Origin of the sequence: Pseudomonas sp. MWU16-30317, assembly GCF_020515695.1 — a bacterium.
Lineage (GTDB): Bacteria > Pseudomonadota > Gammaproteobacteria > Pseudomonadales > Pseudomonadaceae > Aquipseudomonas.
On record NZ_JAIWJA010000004.1, the window covers coordinates 41,074 to 60,568 of the forward strand.

17 protein-coding genes and 1 riboswitch are annotated in these 19,495 nt (G+C 61.8%); of the genes, 10 read left to right on the forward strand and 7 right to left on the reverse strand.

The window, feature by feature from the left end; translation table 11 throughout:
- Window positions 1-20 precede the first annotated feature (20 nt).
- The 3 genes from LIX93_RS13190 (at window position 21) to LIX93_RS13200 (ending at window position 2,863) form a co-directional block, all read left to right on the forward strand.
- On the forward strand, window positions 21-215 hold the full coding sequence (locus tag LIX93_RS13190; RefSeq protein ID WP_226504500.1) for a hypothetical protein: 195 nt from the start codon (window positions 21-23) through the stop codon (window positions 213-215).
- 178 nt (window positions 216-393) lie between these two features.
- Entirely contained in the window at window positions 394-1,440 is a 1,047-nt protein-coding gene (locus LIX93_RS13195) for a nucleoid-associated protein (RefSeq protein WP_226504501.1), read from the forward strand.
- Entirely contained in the window at window positions 1,418-2,863 is a 1,446-nt protein-coding gene (locus LIX93_RS13200; RefSeq protein ID WP_226504502.1) for a hypothetical protein, read from the forward strand. The genes LIX93_RS13195 and LIX93_RS13200 overlap by 23 nt, the downstream gene beginning before the upstream one ends.
- Window positions 2,864-3,176: 313 nt before the next feature.
- Here the strand turns inward: LIX93_RS13200 and LIX93_RS13205 are convergent, their stop codons facing one another.
- Window positions 3,177-4,307, reverse strand: coding sequence for an MBL fold metallo-hydrolase (locus LIX93_RS13205; protein ID WP_226504503.1), 1,131 nt, complete (start codon window positions 4,305-4,307; stop codon window positions 3,177-3,179).
- A 157-nt stretch (window positions 4,308-4,464) separates the two neighbouring features.
- Here LIX93_RS13205 and LIX93_RS13210 point away from each other — a divergent pair, with 157 nt between their 5' ends.
- Complete coding sequence (locus LIX93_RS13210; protein ID WP_226504504.1) at window positions 4,465-5,076, forward strand: TetR/AcrR family transcriptional regulator; 612 nt, start codon at window positions 4,465-4,467, stop codon at window positions 5,074-5,076.
- Window positions 5,077-5,209: 133 nt separating this feature from the next.
- Entirely contained in the window at window positions 5,210-6,568 is a 1,359-nt protein-coding gene (locus LIX93_RS13215; protein WP_226504505.1) for an amino acid permease, read from the forward strand.
- A 163-nt stretch (window positions 6,569-6,731) separates the two neighbouring features.
- Here the strand turns inward: LIX93_RS13215 and LIX93_RS13220 are convergent, their stop codons facing one another.
- Window positions 6,732-7,262 carry a cysteine hydrolase family protein gene (locus LIX93_RS13220; RefSeq protein WP_226504506.1) on the reverse strand — a complete coding sequence of 177 codons (531 nt, stop codon included), beginning with the start codon at window positions 7,260-7,262 and terminating at the stop codon, window positions 6,732-6,734.
- A gap of 211 nt (window positions 7,263-7,473) precedes the next feature.
- A complete protein-coding gene (locus tag LIX93_RS13225; protein ID WP_226504507.1) occupies window positions 7,474-8,292 on the reverse strand; it encodes a helix-turn-helix transcriptional regulator in 819 nt (272 codons plus the stop codon).
- A gap of 173 nt (window positions 8,293-8,465) precedes the next feature.
- On the opposite strand from LIX93_RS13225, the gene LIX93_RS13230 reads away from it, so the two are divergent.
- From LIX93_RS13230 to LIX93_RS13250, 5 genes are all read left to right on the forward strand, one after another.
- The gene (locus LIX93_RS13230) at window positions 8,466-9,908 is read left to right on the forward strand and encodes an alanine/glycine:cation symporter family protein (protein ID WP_226504508.1); all 1,443 of its coding nucleotides are present in this window, start codon (window positions 8,466-8,468) and stop codon (window positions 9,906-9,908) included.
- 316 nt (window positions 9,909-10,224) lie between these two features.
- Window positions 10,225-10,422: riboswitch (cobalamin riboswitch) on the forward strand.
- Window positions 10,423-10,462: 40 nt separating this feature from the next.
- Window positions 10,463-11,488, forward strand: a complete 1,026-nt coding sequence (locus LIX93_RS13235; RefSeq protein ID WP_226504509.1) for an ABC transporter substrate-binding protein — start codon at window positions 10,463-10,465, stop codon at window positions 11,486-11,488.
- The gene (locus LIX93_RS13240; protein ID WP_226504510.1) at window positions 11,485-12,522 is read left to right on the forward strand and encodes an iron chelate uptake ABC transporter family permease subunit; all 1,038 of its coding nucleotides are present in this window, start codon (window positions 11,485-11,487) and stop codon (window positions 12,520-12,522) included. Before LIX93_RS13235 ends, LIX93_RS13240 begins: the two co-directional genes overlap by 4 nt.
- Window positions 12,519-13,301 (forward strand): ABC transporter ATP-binding protein, encoded by a 783-nt coding sequence (locus LIX93_RS13245; RefSeq protein WP_226504511.1) that lies wholly within the window; start codon window positions 12,519-12,521, stop codon window positions 13,299-13,301. The genes LIX93_RS13240 and LIX93_RS13245 overlap by 4 nt, the downstream gene beginning before the upstream one ends.
- 148 nt (window positions 13,302-13,449) lie before the next feature.
- Window positions 13,450-15,825, forward strand: a complete 2,376-nt coding sequence (locus tag LIX93_RS13250; protein ID WP_226504894.1) for a membrane-bound PQQ-dependent dehydrogenase, glucose/quinate/shikimate family — start codon at window positions 13,450-13,452, stop codon at window positions 15,823-15,825.
- Between the two features lie 51 nt (window positions 15,826-15,876).
- Here the strand turns inward: LIX93_RS13250 and LIX93_RS13255 are convergent, their stop codons facing one another.
- Genes LIX93_RS13255 through LIX93_RS13270 form a run of 4 tightly spaced genes read right to left on the reverse strand, consistent with a single transcriptional unit; the run spans window position 15,877 to window position 19,465 of the window.
- Entirely contained in the window at window positions 15,877-16,710 is an 834-nt protein-coding gene (locus LIX93_RS13255) for a sugar phosphate isomerase/epimerase (RefSeq protein ID WP_226504512.1), read from the reverse strand.
- Window positions 16,711-16,712: 2 nt separating this feature from the next.
- Window positions 16,713-17,954 (reverse strand): FAD-dependent oxidoreductase, encoded by a 1,242-nt coding sequence (locus LIX93_RS13260; RefSeq protein WP_226504513.1) that lies wholly within the window; start codon window positions 17,952-17,954, stop codon window positions 16,713-16,715.
- A 58-nt stretch (window positions 17,955-18,012) separates the two neighbouring features.
- The gene (locus LIX93_RS13265; RefSeq protein ID WP_226504895.1) at window positions 18,013-18,333 is read right to left on the reverse strand and encodes a MocE family 2Fe-2S type ferredoxin; all 321 of its coding nucleotides are present in this window, start codon (window positions 18,331-18,333) and stop codon (window positions 18,013-18,015) included.
- Between the two features lie 49 nt (window positions 18,334-18,382).
- Window positions 18,383-19,465, reverse strand: coding sequence for a fatty acid desaturase family protein (locus LIX93_RS13270; protein ID WP_226504514.1), 1,083 nt, complete (start codon window positions 19,463-19,465; stop codon window positions 18,383-18,385).
- Window positions 19,466-19,495 lie beyond the last annotated feature (30 nt).

The window sequence follows — 19,495 nt, forward strand, 5'->3', positions numbered from 1 at the left end:
TAACTGCAAGGACATACACGATGACCCAGACAGTGGAACAAGCGCAGGCCGCCCTAGACGCCGCGAAGGCCAATTACCTCGCAGAATTGGAGCGCGATTGTGAGCGCCGAGACGGCAGTTTCGCCCAGGAGCAACGCCGAGAGGAGCATCAGCAACGTTTGCGTGAGGCAGTTGCCCAGTGCGAACGCGACCTGGACGCGGCAAAGAAACCGTAATCATTCAACGCGCGCAAAGAACCAAGGCGCGACATTCGCATCTCGACACCAGGAGCACTCATGGCCACTCACGCAGAACTCGTAAAAGTGCAGCAAGGGAATCCCGTTCCTCTCCCATCGACCAAACAATCAAAACAGCCCGTCATCTGACTATCAGAGGCTTTTGCAGGAGATTAGTGTGAGTTTCTTTACTGATGAAGAAATCGATTCGCTGTCCATCGAGAGTATGATTTTGCATGTCGTGGGCCCCCAGACGTTCACAGCCAACCCAGCCCGCCAAGTGCAACACGAAGCGTTTTTTATCGGCAAAATTATCGATACGGCAGTGGATCCGGTGTTCAGCTTTGACACTCACTCTTCTACCAAACGCAAACTCGAAGACATCGCCAGCGGCAGGAATACCTTCGAACGCGGGGCTCAGGCGCTGGCGTCGAGTTTCAACAGCAAGCACGTGAGCAGCAGCAGTGATGGCGCGTTGTTCATCTTCGAAATGAGCGTCAAAGACCCTAACGTGCGCATCTACAGCTTGATCAAATATGATTATCGCGAGGCGCTGCAGCAGGATCCGAAGCAGCCGGACGGTGTATTGCTGCGGATTATCAATGCCTTTATCGACGACAACCGTGCAGTGCAGAAAGCCGCATTGATCCGCGTAGTCGCAGGTGTTGCCGAGGATGAAGTATCGGCCCGTGATCGGGTAAAACGGGCCGCACCAGAGCTCTCGGACTACTTCCAGGACTTCCTCGGGGTAGCGCGCGAAGTCGACGATGCAGAGCTGAGCCAAAAGGCACTTGAAGTGGTTCAGGCGACGCTGCAGAAGTTCAAGGCTGTTCTTCCCGATAAGGATGTTTCCACCGCACTGGCGACAGCGCGGGGGATTCTTGGCCAAGCGCCGAAGGTCAATAATCAAGCGATCATCGACGCGATTATCGAGGGCGCGGGTAACCCGGCCGATGCCACATTGATCAAGAAGATCACGGACGAAACCCAAAAACGTATCCGCAGGGCCAAACTCGAAAACCTGACCTTCAAGCCGGTGCGCAAGGTATTGCGTCAAGCGCCCACCCGGCGCCTGAAAACCACCGAGGGGGTGATCGTGATCTTCCCGGACGACGCCGCCGGATCAACCGTACAGATCCTCGACAATGGCGCTGCCGGCAAGCGCATCATCATCGACACCAAGCAGATCACGGAAGACGACCTTGTCGCTAGACGCGCTGGCTGAGCTGCTTGATACGCTCGCCAGCGAACACGGCGTATGGATCAATGAAACCCCAGACTGCGTCCTGACATCCAGACTCGACGCCTGTTGCGCAGGCAGATTGGCGATGGCTGTCGAACACCTGGGCTGGTGCTATCAACTGGTGGACAGCGCGAACAATCCATTCACGCTCGCCAGCCTGGATGAAGACTTCTCGCCCTATCGGCTGACGCTGCATAAAGTCCCTCCACGAGAAGACGGCGCGTTGTATCTGCTCACTGCCACAGGCTTCAGCGATACGCTGGATCGCGGACACCCGGCCGATCGCTGGCGGCTGGCGCGGCTGGAGCACTCCTTCACGACCCAAGGACGGGCATACGGCAATTGGCAAGCGCCGCTGTCTTTCAACAAGGCTGCCGAGACCCAACCTCCGCGCACACTGGTCCGAGAAACAGCAGCCAACCGCCGTGTGCCAGAAGATATCCGGTTCTGGCTACTGGCTCAGCACAGCCATATAGATATGACGGATCCCTTGCACAGCATCTGGGCCAGCAAGGCCTTTGACGCGCTGACCCGCGCCTTGGCCAACGAGCTGGGTGCAGACGATGACGCGCTGATGTTCCATGGCCCGCCGGCACTGCGCTTGCCGCCATGTGACTTGCCCCCTGCGCAACGGCCGCAGATAGACCTTCTCGGGTTCTCTCAGCTTCAATCCGCGGCGCAATGGGTCTATGAATTGTCCCGAGAGGCTGCCCTTCGCCACTCGATGCTCTCAGCGGAAATTGCGCGTGCAGGGCGGGAGCCCTGCGAACCGGCGAGGTACTTCGCCGCCCACCTGGCTAACGCATTGGACAGCGCGAAAACGGTGTATCAGCTGTATATGAGCGGGCTGGGCATCGACACGCTGAATTCGCTGACTGCCCTGCGCGGGAGTGTCTGTGATGATGCGGCCAGAACCACCGAAGCGACACAGCAGGCCCTGACCAAGGTCGCTGCGGCGCTAGGCGTGGGGCTCACCGTCATCGCCACACGCATCAGCAGCGACATCAGTCCGTGGCTGGTTTTCGCAGCCATGCTAGTCGCCTGTATCTATTGTTTTATCGAACTGTGGGCCGGCTGGCGATTGATCCAGATCCGCCGCAAGGCTCGCGATGCCTGGCATCCGCGGTTGTATCGGTTTTTGCCGTCAGCGGATTACAGAGAGATGGTCACTGCGCCTACTGAACACTCGGAATGCGTGTACCTGTGGTCTACGGGCGTCGGGTTTCTGATGGTGGTTTTGTTGAGTACCGTTGCAGTGGTTAACAGCTTCCTATACATCAGCACGGAGCCTGTTTCAGTCGAGCCAGGACCGAGCACAGAAGCAGAGGCTCAGGGGCCTACGCGCAAAGGAACTGAATATCCCCCACTCATGCGGCTCACGATTGGGCAACGGTCCACACATTGAAGCCGCCGATCACCTACGCTGGCCTTGATGAGCGCCATGAAGAAAACCATCCAGGGGCTGCCTGGTCAGATCGCTCAAAGAAAACGGTCTGGCCCTCATAGCTGATCAGCGCTTTGATAAACTGCAACTTGCCAAACAGGCAATTATCTTCTGGACTCGCCTTCGATCTGACGATAGCCCAGGCCCTTGAGCAGCGTACAGAGTTCAGGCCACGTCACACACCGCTGAGGTTCAACAACCAAATAATCAATTTTGTTGTTTGGACATCGCACACGCCATCTGCGACTGAATTCAGTCGCAGATGGCGCCACCGTCAACTCTGGCTTACCCCTGACCCGTTGGGCCGCGCCATCCCCTCCCAATCCGGCTTTTGCTCGCTCCCCTGCGCCACCGCGGCCACCTCACCCTCCACCACGCCAATCCACCACGGCGCACACGGGCTCGGGTAATCCAGATAAAACGGCTGCCCCATCTCCGGCGTGGCGATGCGCACATTGCTCTCCCATGCCAGCGCCTGAATGCGATCCAGCGGTTCGTGCCAGGCATGCAGGGCCAGGTCGAAGGTGCCGTTATGGATCGGCATCAGCCAGCGCCCACGCACATCGAGATGCGCTTGCAGACTTTGCTCGGGGTGCATGTGCACATCCGGCCAGTCGACGTTGTAGGCGCCGGTTTCCATCAGCGTCAGGTCGAACGGCCCGAAGCGCTCGCCAATCAGCTTGAAGCCGCTGTGGTAGCCGGTGTCGCCGCTGAAGAACACCCGATGCTTGTCGGCGATGATTACCCACGATGCCCACAGGGTCTTGTTGCCGTCGCGCAGCCCGCGCCCGGAGAAGTGCTGGGACGGTGCCGCCACCAACTCGACGCCGTACAAGCGCACCGACTGCCACCAGTTGAGTTCATGCACCTTGGCCGCTGGCACGCCCCATTCGATCAAGGTCTTGCCGACGCCCAGGGGCGCGATGAAGTGCTCGGCGCGGTCCTTGAGGGCGAGGATGGTGGCGTGATCCAGATGGTCGTAGTGATTGTGCGAGAGAATCACCGCGGCCAGTGGCGGCAGCTCGTCAAGGCTGATGGGCGGCTGATGGAAACGCTTGGGGCCGGCCCACTGCACCGGGGATGCGCGCTCGGCGAACACCGGGTCGGTCAACCAGAAACGCTGGTTGAGCTTGAGCAGCACGGTGGAATGGCCGAGACGCCAGACGCTGTTGTCGGGCGCCGCCAGCAACTGGTGACGGGTAATGGCTTGCACTGGAATAGGTGCCGCAGGACGGGTATCGGCCGGTTTGTTGAACAGGCTGTTCCAGATGATCCCAAGGGTCTTGAGGGTGCCGGCGCGATGGCGCGGCGCGTGGTTGACGTAGCGACCGTCCAGCTGGCGCAGGGTGGCTGGGGTATGGCTGGACGCGCTGACGGGGGTGAGGGTATTTGAGGGGTGGGACATGGCGGCATGACTCCATGAAAGGTGCGGCGCTGGCGGGCTGGCCCGACCGAGTGACGGTAAAACGAAAGAGGTACACTACACAGTGTAGTTTCTAGCTTGCATCATTCTCCCAGCCAAGTAAACTGGTCAGTGTACTTATTTTTATTCAAGAGCCCCCATGACCACCCTGCCCCCGAGATTGACCGACCGCAAACGCGAAGCCATCGTCGAGGCTGCCATCGACGAGTTTCGCGATAACGGTTTCGAGGTCACCAGCATGGACCGCATCGCGGCCCGTGCCGAAGTCTCCAAGCGCACGGTGTACAACCACTTCCCCAGTAAAGAAGAACTCTTCGCGGAAATCATGGAGCGACTGTGGTCGCGCTTTCCGCCCGCTTCCGACGACCCCTACCGTCCCGATGTGGGATTGCGCGAACAACTGCGCGAACTGCTCGAAGCCAAGATGGCCAGTTTGTGTGACCAAAATTGCATCGATCTGGCGCGTATCGCCATTGGCGCTACGGTTCATTCGCCTGATCGGGCCATGGTGTGGGTCACGCGTATAAACGAACGCGAGGAGACGGTCAGCGTGTGGGTGCGGGCAGCCCAGAAAGACGGCCGCCTCAAGCCCGTCGATCCCGGTTTTGCTGCCACCCAGATACACGCGCTGATGAAGTCCTTCGCTTTTTGGCCGCAGGTGACACTTAATGAATCACTTCTGTCGCCCGAGCGCCAGGCCGAAGTAGTCGATGGCGCGCTGGACATGTTCCTCAGCTGGTATGCTGTGTAACGGGCCGGCAGCAAGGCCTACCTCTCGCTTCACCCCAAACAATGATCGCCAGCTTGCACGCAATGCCAACGTCAATGGCAGACGCTGCGGCGTTCGGCACAGGTCAGTCCGTGTCATGTACGAAGGATTTTCAATGGAACAGCAAGCGCGCCCCGGCCAATTGCGCCGCGGCCTCAAGAACCGTCACATCCAGCTGATCGCCCTGGGCGGGGCCATCGGCACCGGGCTTTTCCTGGGCGTGGCTCACACCGTGGCCATGGCCGGCCCATCGGTCATCCTCGGCTACGCCCTTGCCGGAGTCATCGCTTTTTTCATCATGCGCCAGCTTGGCGAAATGGTGGTCCAAGAGCCGGTTGCCGGTACCTTCGCGCATTTTGCCGCGCGCTACTGGAGCCCGCAGGCGGGCTTCATGGCCGGCTGGAACTACTGGGTGCTTTATGTGCTCGTGGGCATGGCCGAGCTGACCGCGGTCGGCGTCTATGTGCAGTACTGGTGGCCTGACGTCCCGACCTGGATGTCGGCGGCGATCTTCTTCGTGGCCATCAACCTGATCAACCTGCTCAATGTGCGCGTGTTCGGCGAGATGGAGTTCTGGTTCTCGATGATCAAGGTCATCGCCATCATCAGCATGATCGTCTTTGGCGCCTACCTGCTGGCCAGCGGCAATGGCGGCCCGGACGCCAGCGTCGCCAACCTCTGGCAGCACGGCGGCTTCTTCCCCAATGGCGTGCGCGGCCTGCTGATGGCCATGGCCTTCATCATGTTCTCCTTCGGTGGCCTGGAGCTGATCGGTATCACCGCAGCCGAAGCCGATGATCCCAAGGTGAGCATTCCCAAAGCGACCAATCAGGTCATCTACCGCATTCTGCTGTTCTATGTCGGTGCGCTGACCGTGCTGCTGTCGCTGTATCCGTGGCAGAACGTCGTCACCGGCGGCAGCCCTTTCGTGCTGATCTTTCACGCACTGGACAGCAACATCGTTGCCACCTTGCTCAACGTGGTGGTGCTGACAGCGGCGTTGTCGGTCTATAACAGCTGCGTGTACAGCAACAGCCGTATGCTGTTCGGCCTGGCCAACCAGGGCAATGCGCCCAAGAGCCTGCTCAAGGTCAGCGCTCGCGGTGTGCCACTCGCAGCATTGGGCGTCTCGGCAACAGCCACCGGCGTGTGCGTACTGATCAACTACGTGATGCCGGCCAAGGCGCTGGAAATTCTGATGGCCCTGGTGGTCGCGGCGCTCGTGCTCAACTGGATCATGATCACCATTACTCACCTCAAGTTTCGCAGTGCGCTGCGCGCTTCAGGCCAGGTGTCGAGTTACAAGAGCTGGGGTTACCCGATCACCAACTATATCTGCCTGGCATTTCTGGCAGGCATTCTGGTGATCATGGCAATGACGCCGGGCATCAACGAATCGGTGCTGTTGATTCCGATCTGGTTGGCCGTGCTGGCAGTGGCCTATAGAAGCAAGCTGCGTCGCGCGGGGCGTTAACCAGCAGCTTGACTGGCTGGCGGTGGCGTTGCGGCAATCGCTTTCGCCGCCGAACGCGCAACCTTGCTCCCACAGAGTCGACTGGAATGGAGTCGTACACCCGTGGGAGCAAAGCTTGCTCGCGAAGAGGCCAGCACTGGCTGCAGCAAACCACCAGGCGGGATCAGCCCTGGAAGCTCACCTCGGCAGTCGACAGCAATTTCACGAACGGCCCTGCCAATACCTGATTGTGATGCGCGATGATCGCCGCAGCGTCCAACACCGGACTGTCCATCGTGGTATGGGCATCCGCCACCAGCACCGCCTTGAAGCCCAGGTCCCCGGCCAGACGGCCAGTGCTGTCGATGCAATAATCAGTCTTCATCCCGCAGATCACCAACTCCCCTACCCCCGCGTCATCAAGCCATTCGGCCAGCCCGGTGTTGAAGAAGCAGCTAGGTCGAGTCTTGTCGACAAAATGATCCTGATGAACATCAACCCCGAGCTCCGGCAGCACTTGCCATAGCGCACTGCCGGCCGCGATTGGCGAGCCTTCGGGGCCGGTGTGGCGAACCACAACCACAGGCGCTCCGGCAGCTCGGGCTGCCACGATCAGCGCATTGATATTGGCCAGCACCCGCTCCCCCTCGTAAGGCGCTTGCGGTCCGTGAAACAGACCGACTTGCATGTCGATCACCAGCAGAGCTTTTTTCATCGTCCTTCTCCATCGTTGGCCAGCCTGGACGGAGAAAACAAAAGGCCCCGTCCAGTGTTTGCTGGCGGGGCCTTTGTTGCATACCGATTCGACTCAGGTACACACCAACGGGCCGCCAGAGGCGGTCGTGGTGGTGGTAGTGAGGTCGAGCTTGTGCGAGTTCATGGGACAATGCTGCCCTTGCTGGCAATAGGGTGTCAACCCGCAACCGTCATTCGACTTCGTACAAACCGTGCACATTGGGAATGGCCTGCAAGCGCCTGCGCACGTCATCGTCGATCAGCGCATCATCTGGATGATAAAGCCGCACCTGACGATAGGCGTTGATGCGGTTGATCTCCAGCCCCAGAAACTCCCACACCACACGGGTGCAGGCCGGGTTGCGCCGGTCGCCACTGGACACCCCGGTTTTAAGACCGTTGAGGCGCGTAATGCGGCTCTTGAAGCTGGGGATAAGGATGGTCTGGCTCATTTCGTTGACCGTCAACGATTCGAAATCCACCAGAAACAGCCGATCCTGCAACGCGAACGCGGCCCCCAGATAGCGGCAGCGCACCCAGTCGTCGGCGTGGGGATCGCTGGTGCTGGAACGCTCCTGACGCTCCTGGCGCTCGAACAGAAACGTGCCCTGCTCCTCACGCAGATGCACCAGGGACACCAGGATGGTGCCCGGCACCGACATGCAATTGGAGTACTCGAAATAATAGCCACAGTAGCGCGACAGATCTGCGGCCTTTTCCCGCAGCGGCGCCAGCATAGCCAGCAACGGGTCCTGAGGTGCTGGCGTCGGCGCGGAGGATGCGCGGGCACCGATCAAACGCGCGAATTGCTCGGGCGGCAAACCAAGCTCGTAATCCTCGACCCCGAAAAAGTCGCCGATACGCTTGAGGTTGTAGGCCGTTGGCTGGCTTTGCCCGCTAAGGTACTTGTTGAACTGCGCGCGGTTGATCACCAGCAGCCGACAGACTTCCGAGATAGAGCGGTAGTGGCTGCAGGCAAGTTTTAGATTGGTACTGAAATGTTGACTCATGACCCAGCTTTGAATTGGTGCGACAGACGCCATGATAGCATCAAGTCGCACCAAATCGGAGCAACCCGCGAAATTGTCACAGAGTATGTATCAGCCAATCATGCCCCCTTTCGCGGTGACGCGTCCGTTGCGCTTGTCTTTACAGGTCAAAACAACAAGAGGGAGCACCTAACATGCTTGAAATGATCAATGATTTCCTTTCCGGGAAAGTCCTTATCGTGCTGATCGTCGGACTGGGGAGCTACTTCACCCTGCGTTCACGATTTGTGCAATTCCGCCATTTCGTGCACATGTTCAGTGTTTTCAAAGAGTCGATCCGTGGTCAGGGTGGCCAACTGAGCTCCTTCCAGGCCTTGATGCTGAGCCTCGCCGGGCGCGTCGGCGCCGGTAACATCGCCGGTGTCGGCATTGCCGTGACCCTGGGCGGCCCAGGTGCGGTGTTCTGGATGTGGGTCACGGCCCTGGTCGGCATGGCGAGCAGCTTCTTCGAGTGCACCCTGGCCCAGGTCTACAAGCGCAGCGAAGGCGAAGGCATGTACCGCGGCGGCCCGGCCTACTACATCCTGCACGGCCTGAATCTGCGCTGGATGGCGATCGTGTTCTCGATCCTGCTGCTGGTCACCTACGGCTTCGCCTTCATGGGCCTGCAGTCGTTCACCGTGACCCACTCGCTGCAGAATGCCTTCGGCTACGACCCGCACTACACCGGGATCATCCTCGCCGTGTTGCTGGGCGTGGTGTTCCTGGGCGGTATCAAGCGCATCGCCTCAGTCTCCGACTTGTTGGTACCGGTCAAGACGCTGGCCTACATCGGCGTGACCCTGTACGTGATCTTCACCCAGATCGACCACGTGCCGGCCATGCTCGCCACCATCGTCAAGAGCGCGTTTGGCCTCGACCCGGCCTTCGCCGGCCTGCTTGGCAGCGCCATCGTCATGGGCGTCAAGCGCGGCGTATTCGCCAACGAAGCCGGCCTTGGCAGCGCCCCTAACGTCGCCGCTGTCGCCTCCGTGCGCCACCCGGCCGCTCAAGGCGTAGTACAGGCGTTCAGCGTGTTCCTCGACACCTTCGTGATCTGCACCTGCACCGCGCTGCTGATCCTGCTCTCGGGCTTCTACACCCCCGGTTTCGAAGGCGACGGCATTGCCCTGACCCAGAACTCCCTGGCGGCGGTGGTCGGTGACTGGGGTCGCACCTTCGTCAGCATCGCGCTGTCGCTGTTCGTGTTCACCTGCATCCTCTACAACTACTACCTGGGCGAGAACAGCCTGCAGTTCCTCAGCCGCAATCGCTTCGTGCTGCTGGGCTACCGCGCACTGGTGATGGTACTGATCGTCTGGGGCTCGACTCAGGACCTGTCCACCGTCTTCGCCTTCGCCGACATCACCATGACCGGCCTGGCGTTCGTCAACCTGACCGCGCTGTTTTTGCTGTTCAAGGTCGGCCTGCGGGTGATGCGTGACTACGATGAACAGCGTCGTGCAGGGGTCAAGCAACCGGTATTCGATGCGGCCAAGTTTCAGGATCTGGACATCGATGAAAAAGCCTGGCCGGTAGAGGCTCAGAAAGTTGCTGGAGGCGACTACGCCGCCGAGCTGGCACAAGCGCAACGCTGATTGACGCAGTAGAACGAAAAGCCCCTTGCGAGGGGCTTTTTTGTGGAGGAAAAACCGCTCTAGATCCGCCGCTACAGAGCTGCGTAGGATTAATTCCCGCAGATTTCGGAATCGTCCCACATCCAAAAACCTGTTTTTTTGCTACTCAACGATTGGACGTACGCGTAAGGATCTATCAATTACCCAATCTACCGGAATAGATGCGTGCCAATGAGGCTGCGCAGCGTTCCAGGCGCCTGGAAACAAACCCGAGCAAACGACCTGCACATCACGTCCTTCGCGACGCAGATCAGCATTTCCTCCAACAAAAACAATCACGTACCATACCCCCGCTGGTTCCTTCACAGGATTAATAGGGAATCCGTCACGCGCCCACCCGCCGTGAAACGGAACTGCCCCCGCAACTGTAGGCGTCGAGCCGCATTCCGTGTACCGCCACTGGGCCCTCCCGGGAAGGCTGGAACGCAGCCATGACACGCCAGTCAGGAGACCTGCCGGCCGCAGTATCGAGTACCCACCGGCGGGGTGTCCGGAGTTCGTAGCGAGCATTTTTCATGTCATTGATTCGTCCAGCCCTTATGTTGAACGGCCTGTTGGCCGGCCTGATCACCTGTAGTCCGGCGTCTGCCGCAGCCACCCATTACCCGCTGACCGTGGACAACTGTGGCACCCCGCTGACATTCGTACAGGCGCCGCGCCAAGCCGTGACCATCGGCCAGTCGACCACCGAGATTCTCTACGCGTTAGGCCTTGGCGAGCGCCTGGTCGGCACTTCGCTGTGGTTCAACCCGGTACTGCCGGCGTACCAGAGCATCGACGCCAAGGTGCCCCGCCTGGCCGACAATCAACCGAGCTTCGAGGCGGTGATCAGCAAGCGCCCGGACCTGGTGGCCGTGCAGTTCGAATGGTCGGTCGGCCCGCAGGGCGCAGTGGCCACCCGCGACCAGTTCAACGACCTGCACATCCCCGCCTACGTGATGCCCACCGATTGCGAAGGCAAAGACAATCTGGTCGGCGCCGACGGCACCCGCTTGCGCCCGTTCAGTATCGACAGCCTGTACAAGACCATCAGCCAGTTGGCGACGATTTTCGACGTCAGTGACCGCAGCACTCAACTCAACGCCGAATTGGCGGCGCGGCTGGCCGCGGCGCAGGCCAAGGTCGCGGCCAAACAGCTGAACAACGCCACCGTGGCGTTCTGGTTCTCCAGCCCGGACCTGGCCAGCGATCCGTATATGGCCGGGCGCAAAGGCGTGCCGGATTTCATGGCGACGACCCTCGGCCTGCACAACGTGGTGCAGTCGGATGAAGAATGGCCCACCGTCGGCTGGGAGAGCATCGCCAAGGCCAATCCCACGGTGCTGGTAATTGCGCGAATGGATCGGCGCCGCTTCCCGGCGGATGACTACCTGAAGAAGCTCGAATTCCTCAAGAACGATCCGGTGGCGCGCAACATGGAGGCGGTCAAGCACGGCCGCATCGTGATCCTTGACGCGCAGTCGATGGAAGCCACGGTGCGCATGTTCGATGGCATCGATGGCCTCGCCGATGCAATCGACCACTTCAAGCTGCCGAAATGACCCGCAGCCTCGCTGTCGCCTTGCGCCAACTGCTGCTGCGCCTGAGCTGGGTGCTGCCGCTGCTGGCGCTGGCCTTGCTGGCCGGTGTGGCGATCGGTGAAACGCCGTTGGCGCCCAGCGTGGTGCTGCAGACATTGGCCAACCAGCTGGGCCTGGGCAACTATCCGCTGGATGCGATCGATCAAGGCATCATCTGGAACTACCGCCTGCCGCGCGCGCTGGTGGCGGCGGCCTGCGGCGCGGGTCTGGCGACGTGCGGCGTGGTGCTGCAGGCGCTGTTGCGCAACGCTTTGGCCGAGCCGTATCTGCTGGGGATTTCCGCGGGGGCCTCGACGGGTGCGGTGCTGGTGGCGTTGATCGGCATCGGTGGCGGCGCCATCTCGTTGTCGATGGGCGCGTTCAGCGGCGCGGTGCTCGCCTTCGTGCTGGTGGTGTTGCTGGCACGCGCTGGCAACGCGGCAGGTGCCCGCGGGCAGATCATCCTCGCGGGTATCGCCGGCTCGCAGCTGTTCAACGCCCTCACGGCCTTCCTGATCACCAAATCGGCCAACGCCGAGCAGGCCCGCGGCATCATGTTCTGGCTGCTGGGCAACCTCAGCGGCGTGCGCTGGCCGGCGGTGACCCTGGCGGTGCCGGTGGTGTTGCTGGGCTTGTCGGTGTGCCTGTGGCACCGGCGCGCGCTGGATGCCTTCACCTTTGGTAGCGACTCGGCAGCGGCCTTGGGTGTCGCCGTGCGCCCGGTGCAATACGTGCTGATCGGCAGCACCGCACTGATGACCGCCGTGCTGGTGTCGCTGGTCGGCTCCATCGGTTTCGTCGGCCTGGTCATCCCCCATGCCATGCGCTTGCTGGTGGGCCTGCGCCATGCACGCCTGCTGCCGGCCAGCGCCTTGGCCGGGGCGGTGTTTCTGATTGCCGCTGACGTCATCTCGCGCACCCTCATCAGCGGCCAGGTGCTGCCCATCGGGGTGATTACCGCGCTGGTCGGCGCGCCGGCGTTCGCGCTCATCCTGATCAAGGCCAGACGCCCATGAGTATTCATCCCACACCAGTACTGGCCTGTACGCAACTGGGCTGGCGCCACCAAGGCGCGACGATCCTTGAGGGAGTCGATCTGCAGGTGCACGCGGGTGAATCCCTGGCGCTGGTCGGCCCCAACGGCTCGGGCAAATCGACCCTGATCAAGCTGCTATGCGGCGTGCTCGCAGCGTCTGCCGGCGAGGTGCGCCTGTTCGGCCAGCCGTTGACCGACTACCTGCGCCGCGATATCGCTCAGCGCATCGCCGTGGTCGAACAGCACAGCGAGACACTCGACGCCATCAGCGTGCGCGATGCGGTGGAATTGGGCCGTACGCCATGGCTGAGCGCCTTGGCGCCGTGGTCGACGGAGGACGATCGGCATGTCCAGCAAGCCTTGCAAGCCGTGGACCTCATGCACCTGAGCAAGCGTCGCTGGCACAGTTTGTCGGGCGGCGAGCGGCAACGGGCGCAGATTGGCCGCGCCATGGCCCAGCAGCCGCAAATCCTGCTGTTGGACGAGCCCACCAATCACCTGGACATCCAGCATCAACTGTCGATCCTGGGACTGGTCCAGCGCCTGCCAGTGACCACGGTGATCGCCCTGCACGACCTCAACCAGGCACTCACTTGCGACCGCGTGGCGGTGTTGGACAAGGGTCGCTTGATTGCCCTCGGTGCACCCGAGGAGGTCCTGGTGCCGGAGTTGTTGTTAAAGACGTTCGGCGTGCATGCGCATTATCTGGTCGATCCTGAAGATGGCGCGCGGCTGTTGCGCTTTCGACCGGTTGACTAACCTGCGCGCTTGATTTTCATGCAGTCTGCGCCGGCATAACCTAATCAATTGGAACCCAAACGCTCCAGCCAGGGTCGATGTGACTACGATTTATCATTCGGCCAGATCCCTCCTCATGCCAATTCCCCAGACGCCGCTGTCGTTACCAATGCGACTGTGGCTCGTGCTGCTGAGCCTGTCGATCGGTGCTGCCGGGCTGTTCATGAGCCTGTTCGGCTATCGATTGCTTGCGCTGCACGGCAGTGCCTATTTCGTCGTTTGCGGCGTGGTCCTGTTGTTGTCCGCAGCGCAACTGGTGCGGGCAAAAACGGCAGGGGTGGCGCTCTTCGGCGTCGCGTATATCGGCTCGGTAGGCTGGGCAATCATGGACGTGGGGCTGGCCTTCTGGCCATTGATGTCACGCCTGCAGCTGCTGACAGTATTGATGATAGCGGTGCTGCTGACCCTGCCGCGGCTCAGGCGCGGCGAAGGTCGCCCTCCCTTGAAAACCCCGACTTACGCCTGCGCCACCGTACTGATACTGGCTTCGCTGGGCGCCGGCGGCTCGATGTTCTTGCCGCATGCAGAGGTACACGCCTCGACTCCCATCCCGCCGCGTATTCCCGTGACAGTCGGTCACGAACAAACCGATTGGCAGCACTACGGCAACACCCCAGGTGCGTCACGCTTCGTCGCCCTGGACCAGATCAACAGCGATAACGTCCAGCGCCTGCAAGTGGCCTGGTCCTACCACACCGGTGATATACCCATCAGCCCCACCGGCAACGGCGCCGAGGACGAAACCACGCCGCTGCAGGTCGGCCAGCAGCTGTTCGTCTGCACCCCCCACAACAATGTCATCGCCTTGCAGGCCAGCACCGGCAAACAGTTGTGGAAGACCGAGATCAACGCCCAGCAGAAAACCTGGATGCGCTGTCGCGGGCTGGCTTATTTCGATGTCGATCAACCGGTGTCGCAACCCAGCGTCGCCGGTGCCACGGCTGTGCCATTGCCCCTGCCGCAGATTGGCGCGCTGTGCCGTCAACGCATCGTGCTCAATACCATCGAAGCAGAACTGATCGCGCTGGATGCCCACACCGGCCAGTTCTGCACGGATTTCGGCATCGGCGGTCGAGTCGATCTCAAGCCGGGGATCGGCAAGGGCGTGGAATCCAATCAGTACTCGCTGACCTCCGCGCCGACCCTGGCCGGGACCACTGTGGTGGTCGGCGGCCGGGTTGCCGACAACGCCAGCACCGACATGCCCGGCGGTGTGATCCGCGGCTATGACGTGATGACCGGCGCGCTGCGCTGGGCCTTCGACCCCGGTAATCCGCAAGTCCGTTTACTGCCAACGCCCGGCCAGACCTACAGCCGCTCGACACCCAACGTTTGGGCGCCGATGTCCTACGACCCGGCCTCCAACACCGTCTACCTGCCCGTCGGCAGCTCGGCCATCGACTTCTATGGCGTTCAGCACCATCCCCTGGACCGCCAGTTCGGTGCTTCGCTGCTGGCGCTGGATGCCACCACCGGCTTGGAAAAATGGCATTTTCAAACCGTTCACGATGACCTCTGGGACTTCGACGTGCCCATGCCGCCAAGCCTCATCGACCTGCCCCAGGCCGACGGTACCAGCACCCCCGCGCTGGTGTTCGGGACCAAGGCCGGGCAACTGTTCGTGCTCGACCGCCTGACCGGCAAGCCCCTGACCCAGGTCGACGAACAACCCGTGATGGCCGGTGATATCCCAGGCGAAACCTATTCGCCCACTCAGCCGGTGTCCATAGGCATGCCCCAGGTCGGCACCGAGCGCCTCAGCGAAGCGGATATGTGGGGCATCACGCCCTTCGACCAGTTGCTGTGCCGCATCGAGTTCAAATCGCTGCGCTATGACGGCCTGTTCACCCCACCCGGCACCCAGACCACGCTCAACTTGCCGGGCTCGCTGGGCGGCATGAACTGGGGTGGCTTGAGTATCGATCCGACCCGCCAGTACCTGTTCGTCAACGACATGCGCGTGGGCCTGGAGGTCCAACTCGTGGCGCAGGGGGAAGAGGTCAAAGGCAAGAAGCCGCCACGTGCACTGCAGGGCACACCTTACGCAATCAGCGTCAAGCGCCGGTTTCTATCGCCGCTGGGCATCCCCTGCCAGAAGCCTCCCTTCGGCACCCTTACCGCCGTCGACTTGAAGACCCGCCAGATCGCCTGGCAGGCGCCGATCGGAACCGTGCAGGACACCGGTCCCCTGGGAATCAAGATGCACCTGCCGATGCCGATCGGCATGCCAACACTGGGCGGCACCCTGGCGACCCAAGGCGGGCTGCTGTTCATCGCCGCAACCCAGGACCACTACCTGCACGCCTTCGACACCGGCAATGGCAGCGAACTGTGGAAGGGCCGCTTGCCAGTCGGTAGCCAAGGCACGCCGATCAGCTATCGCGACCCGGCCACGGGTAAACAGTACGTGGTGGTCACCGCCGGCGGCGGCCGTGGCTCACAGGATCGCGGTGACTACGTGATCGCCTACGCGCTGCCGGATTGAACTGCGCGGCCCCTTGTGAGAGCGGGCAAACCTCGCTGACACAGGTGTCCGTCAGCCATTCGCTACCTCGTGCCACAACGCCCGCACCCGGTCCTTGAGCAGCAGCGCCTCGGCCCAACGATCAGTGATGTCGCGGCCATCGGCGCCGGTAATGGCGTAGGGTGGCGGGCCTAGTTCGCAGGTAAACGACAGGCTGCCCGTGGTATCAGGTCGCGCCAACCAATCGCTAAAGCCATAGCGCCACCAGCTCATGAACTGCTCTACCCAAGGCTGATGCTGGGCGAAGCTGATCGGTACCTGCACCTGTTCGCTACTGGCCACGCGGCCATGGTAGGCCCAACTGCGTTGCAGAATCTGGCGGATCTGTGCGTCGTCCACCGGATCGGCCGGGGTCGGCAGCTCGCGGCCGACCACATAGTGCGACAGGTCGGCGAGCAGTTTCAGATCCGGCAGCGCATCGAGGAGGTCTAGGGTAAAGATCAAGTCGTTGGTGATGCGATAGCGGTGAGTCTCGATCAGCACCGGGAAGTCCACCTGCTCGGCCAGGCGCTGCCAGCCCTCGATCAGCCCGATGGCCTCCTTGAGGCTGCGCGGACGCACATCGGCTTGCAAGGTCAGGTGATGACAACCGTAACGACTGATCACATCCAGCGCCGCTGCCAGATCATCGACTGTGCGCGGGAACAGCTGGCCCTCGATCTGCAGGCCGAGGCCGTGGGCGGCCGTGGCCAGGCGCTGGACCGCCGCAGGCTGGTAGAAGTGATCGGTAATGCCGTCGAAGCCCGCCGCAGCGATCTGCTCGAGCTGGGCTTCGAGCGGCAGGTCGTTCTGGCCTCGATGGTCGAGCATTGCCCACATCGACTGGAACACCACGAATGCTTTCATGTTCAACCTCGCAACAGTTGCTTGAGTGACACGCCCGGGTCGGCGAGTTCGGTGCTCGACAGCACTTTGCCGTCGAGGATCAGCCGCTCACAGAGCTTGATGTCCTTGCCGATACTGGCGCCCTGCCCCCAGCCACTGACACCTTGCAGGCGCTGATCGCCATCAAGGTAAAACAGCAAAAAAGCCCCGTTGGGCAGTTCGCGGGTGGCATCGGGCGCGTTGTTGCCGGTACTGCCGACGGTCTGCAGGCCCCAGGCGAATTGATCCGACCAAAACGCCGGCAAGTCGCTGAACGGCAGTTGCCGGCCCAGTAGATTGAGCGCGGCATGACGGCCCTGAGCCTCGGCGTTGCGCCAGGTTTCCTGACGCTGGAACGGGCTGCCAGGGCGCAAGCGAAACTCGCACACATCGCCGGCGGCGTAGACGCCCTCGGCGGTGGTGCCCAAGCACGCGTCCACTTGGATACCCTGGCCGATGTCGAGCCCGCCCGCGCGGGCGAGATCGACGTTGGGCTGCATGCCGATGCCAACCACCAGCAGGTCGCACGCCAGCTGTGAGCCATCGGCCAACTGCACGGCTGCGGCACGCTCGGCGCCCAGTACGGCGCTGATCTTCACGGCCAGGCGCACGTCTACGCCTTGTTCCTGATGCAAAGCCAGCAGCGCCGCCGACAACCGTTCTGGCAACACCCGTGCGGCCAGGCGCTCACCGGCTTCGAGCAAGATCACCTGGCAACCGAGCGCCCGCGCGGTCGCGGCCACCTCCAGGCCGATGAAACCGCCGCCCACTACCACCAGCCTGGCGCCGGGCTGCAGATGGTCGCGCAGCAACAGGGCCTCGTCATGGGTGCGCAGATACAGCACGTTGGGCCAGTGCGCAGGCACCTGCGGCAAGCGCCGCGCCCGCCCGCCGGTGGCCAGCAACAAACCGTCGTAGGGCAGCACACGGCCATCGTCCAGGTGCAGTTCCCGCCGCTCGGTGTCGAGCCGCGTAGCACTATGGCCGGCTATATGCTCGATGGCCAGCTGGTCCAGGCGCGCGGCGTCGCACAGGCTGTAGCTGTGCAGTTGCGCGGTGCCCTGCAGCAGGCCCTTGGACAAGGGTGGCCGCTCGTAGGGCAGATGCACCTCGTCACCGACCATGATCAAGCGCCCATCGAAGCCTTCTTCGCGCAGGGTCAATGCCGCTCGCCCCCCGGCGTGACCGGCGCCGACGATGATGATGGTCTCGGGTTGGTTGATCATGATGCGCACTCCTGGACCCATCTGCGCCGGCAAGAGGCCATTCGCGACACCCCGATACTCATGCTCCAATCGCCAATTGCACTCTGCCCTGCTCGACGCGCACCGGGTAGGTCTTGAGGTTCACGCACACCGGCGCACCGAGGGCCTTGCCATTGCGGTAATCGAAGCGGCCGTTGTGTTTAGGACATTCGATCACGTGGTCCATCACCAGGCCGTCCGCGAGGTGGATCTTCTCGTGAGTGCACAGGCCATCGGTGGCGAACCAGGCGTTGTCCGGCGAGCGGTACACGGCATACGTGTGGTCCTGATGATCGAAGCGCAGCACATCTTCTTCGTCGACATCGTCCACGGCGCAGACATCGATCCATTGATTGATCAGAACTAATTCGGTCATGGCTGTATTCCTTGTTATGGGTAGTGCAATCAGGTCAACCGGTCACGGCATGGGCGGTGTCGGGCGAGGCCTGGCGCTGCGGCGTCACTCGGTGCACGAAATACTCAGGGTCGCGACGCTGGCGCCACAGCGTTGGAACGATCTCCCGGTAGGCCGCGAACAGGCTCGGATAAGGGACTGGGCAGTCATCGCGCATCGCTTCGTGCAGCTTCGGCAGGGCGTGGTATGGCACCATCGGGTACATGTGATGCTCGAGGTGGTAGTTCATGTTCAGGTATAAAAAGCGCAGCACCGGGTTCATGTAGATAGTCCGGCAATTACTGCGGTGATCGAGGCTGTCCTCGGCCAGCCCGACATGCTGCGACACGCCGAACAGGTACGACAGCCAGCCGCCGTACAGCAGCGGCGTGCCGATCAGCAGGACCGGTAGCCAACTGCCCAGCACTGCGGCACTCATTACCGTAGCGGCGAAAATCGTCAGCCAGATGCGCGCGGTAAAGGTCACTTTTGGCCACTCGGATTCGGGGATGAACGTCTGCTCGGCATCGGTCATGCGCCCCTGGGCATGGCGCCAGAGCGAACCGAGGGTGTTCCAGGCGTGGGGGATCTGTGTGAGGTTGAGAAGCATCTTGCCGAGCTGCGGCGGGCGCGGCTCGACGATTTCCGGATCACGCCCGACGATAACGGTATCGGTGTGATGGCGAGCATGACTCCAGCGCCAGACATGGGGCTCGAACAGGGTCATGAAGGACGCTATCTGATAAACCGCATCGTTCATCCAGCGGGTCTTGAAGGCCGTGCCATGACCGCATTCGTGCCAGCGCGCATTGGAGGCCGAGCCATACAGCACGCCATACACCAGCAAGAACGGCACGCAGCCCCAACTGCCCCACAACCACACGGCGCCGCCAGCGCTCAGCCCAAGGCTCAGGAACCAGATCGCGGTATCGCGCAGGGCCGGCCCATCACTGCGCTGCATCAGCTCCTTGAGGCGCTTGCGGGGAACGGGAGATTGGTACCAGGTGGCAGAGACCAGGCCGTTTTCGGCGGCCCGCCGGGCTTCGGGGCCGGTCAGGCTGTAGTCCCGGGGAGTGAAGGTGGAGCGGTCTTCAGGCATGTTGTCGTTCTCGGCAAGTTTGATTATTGG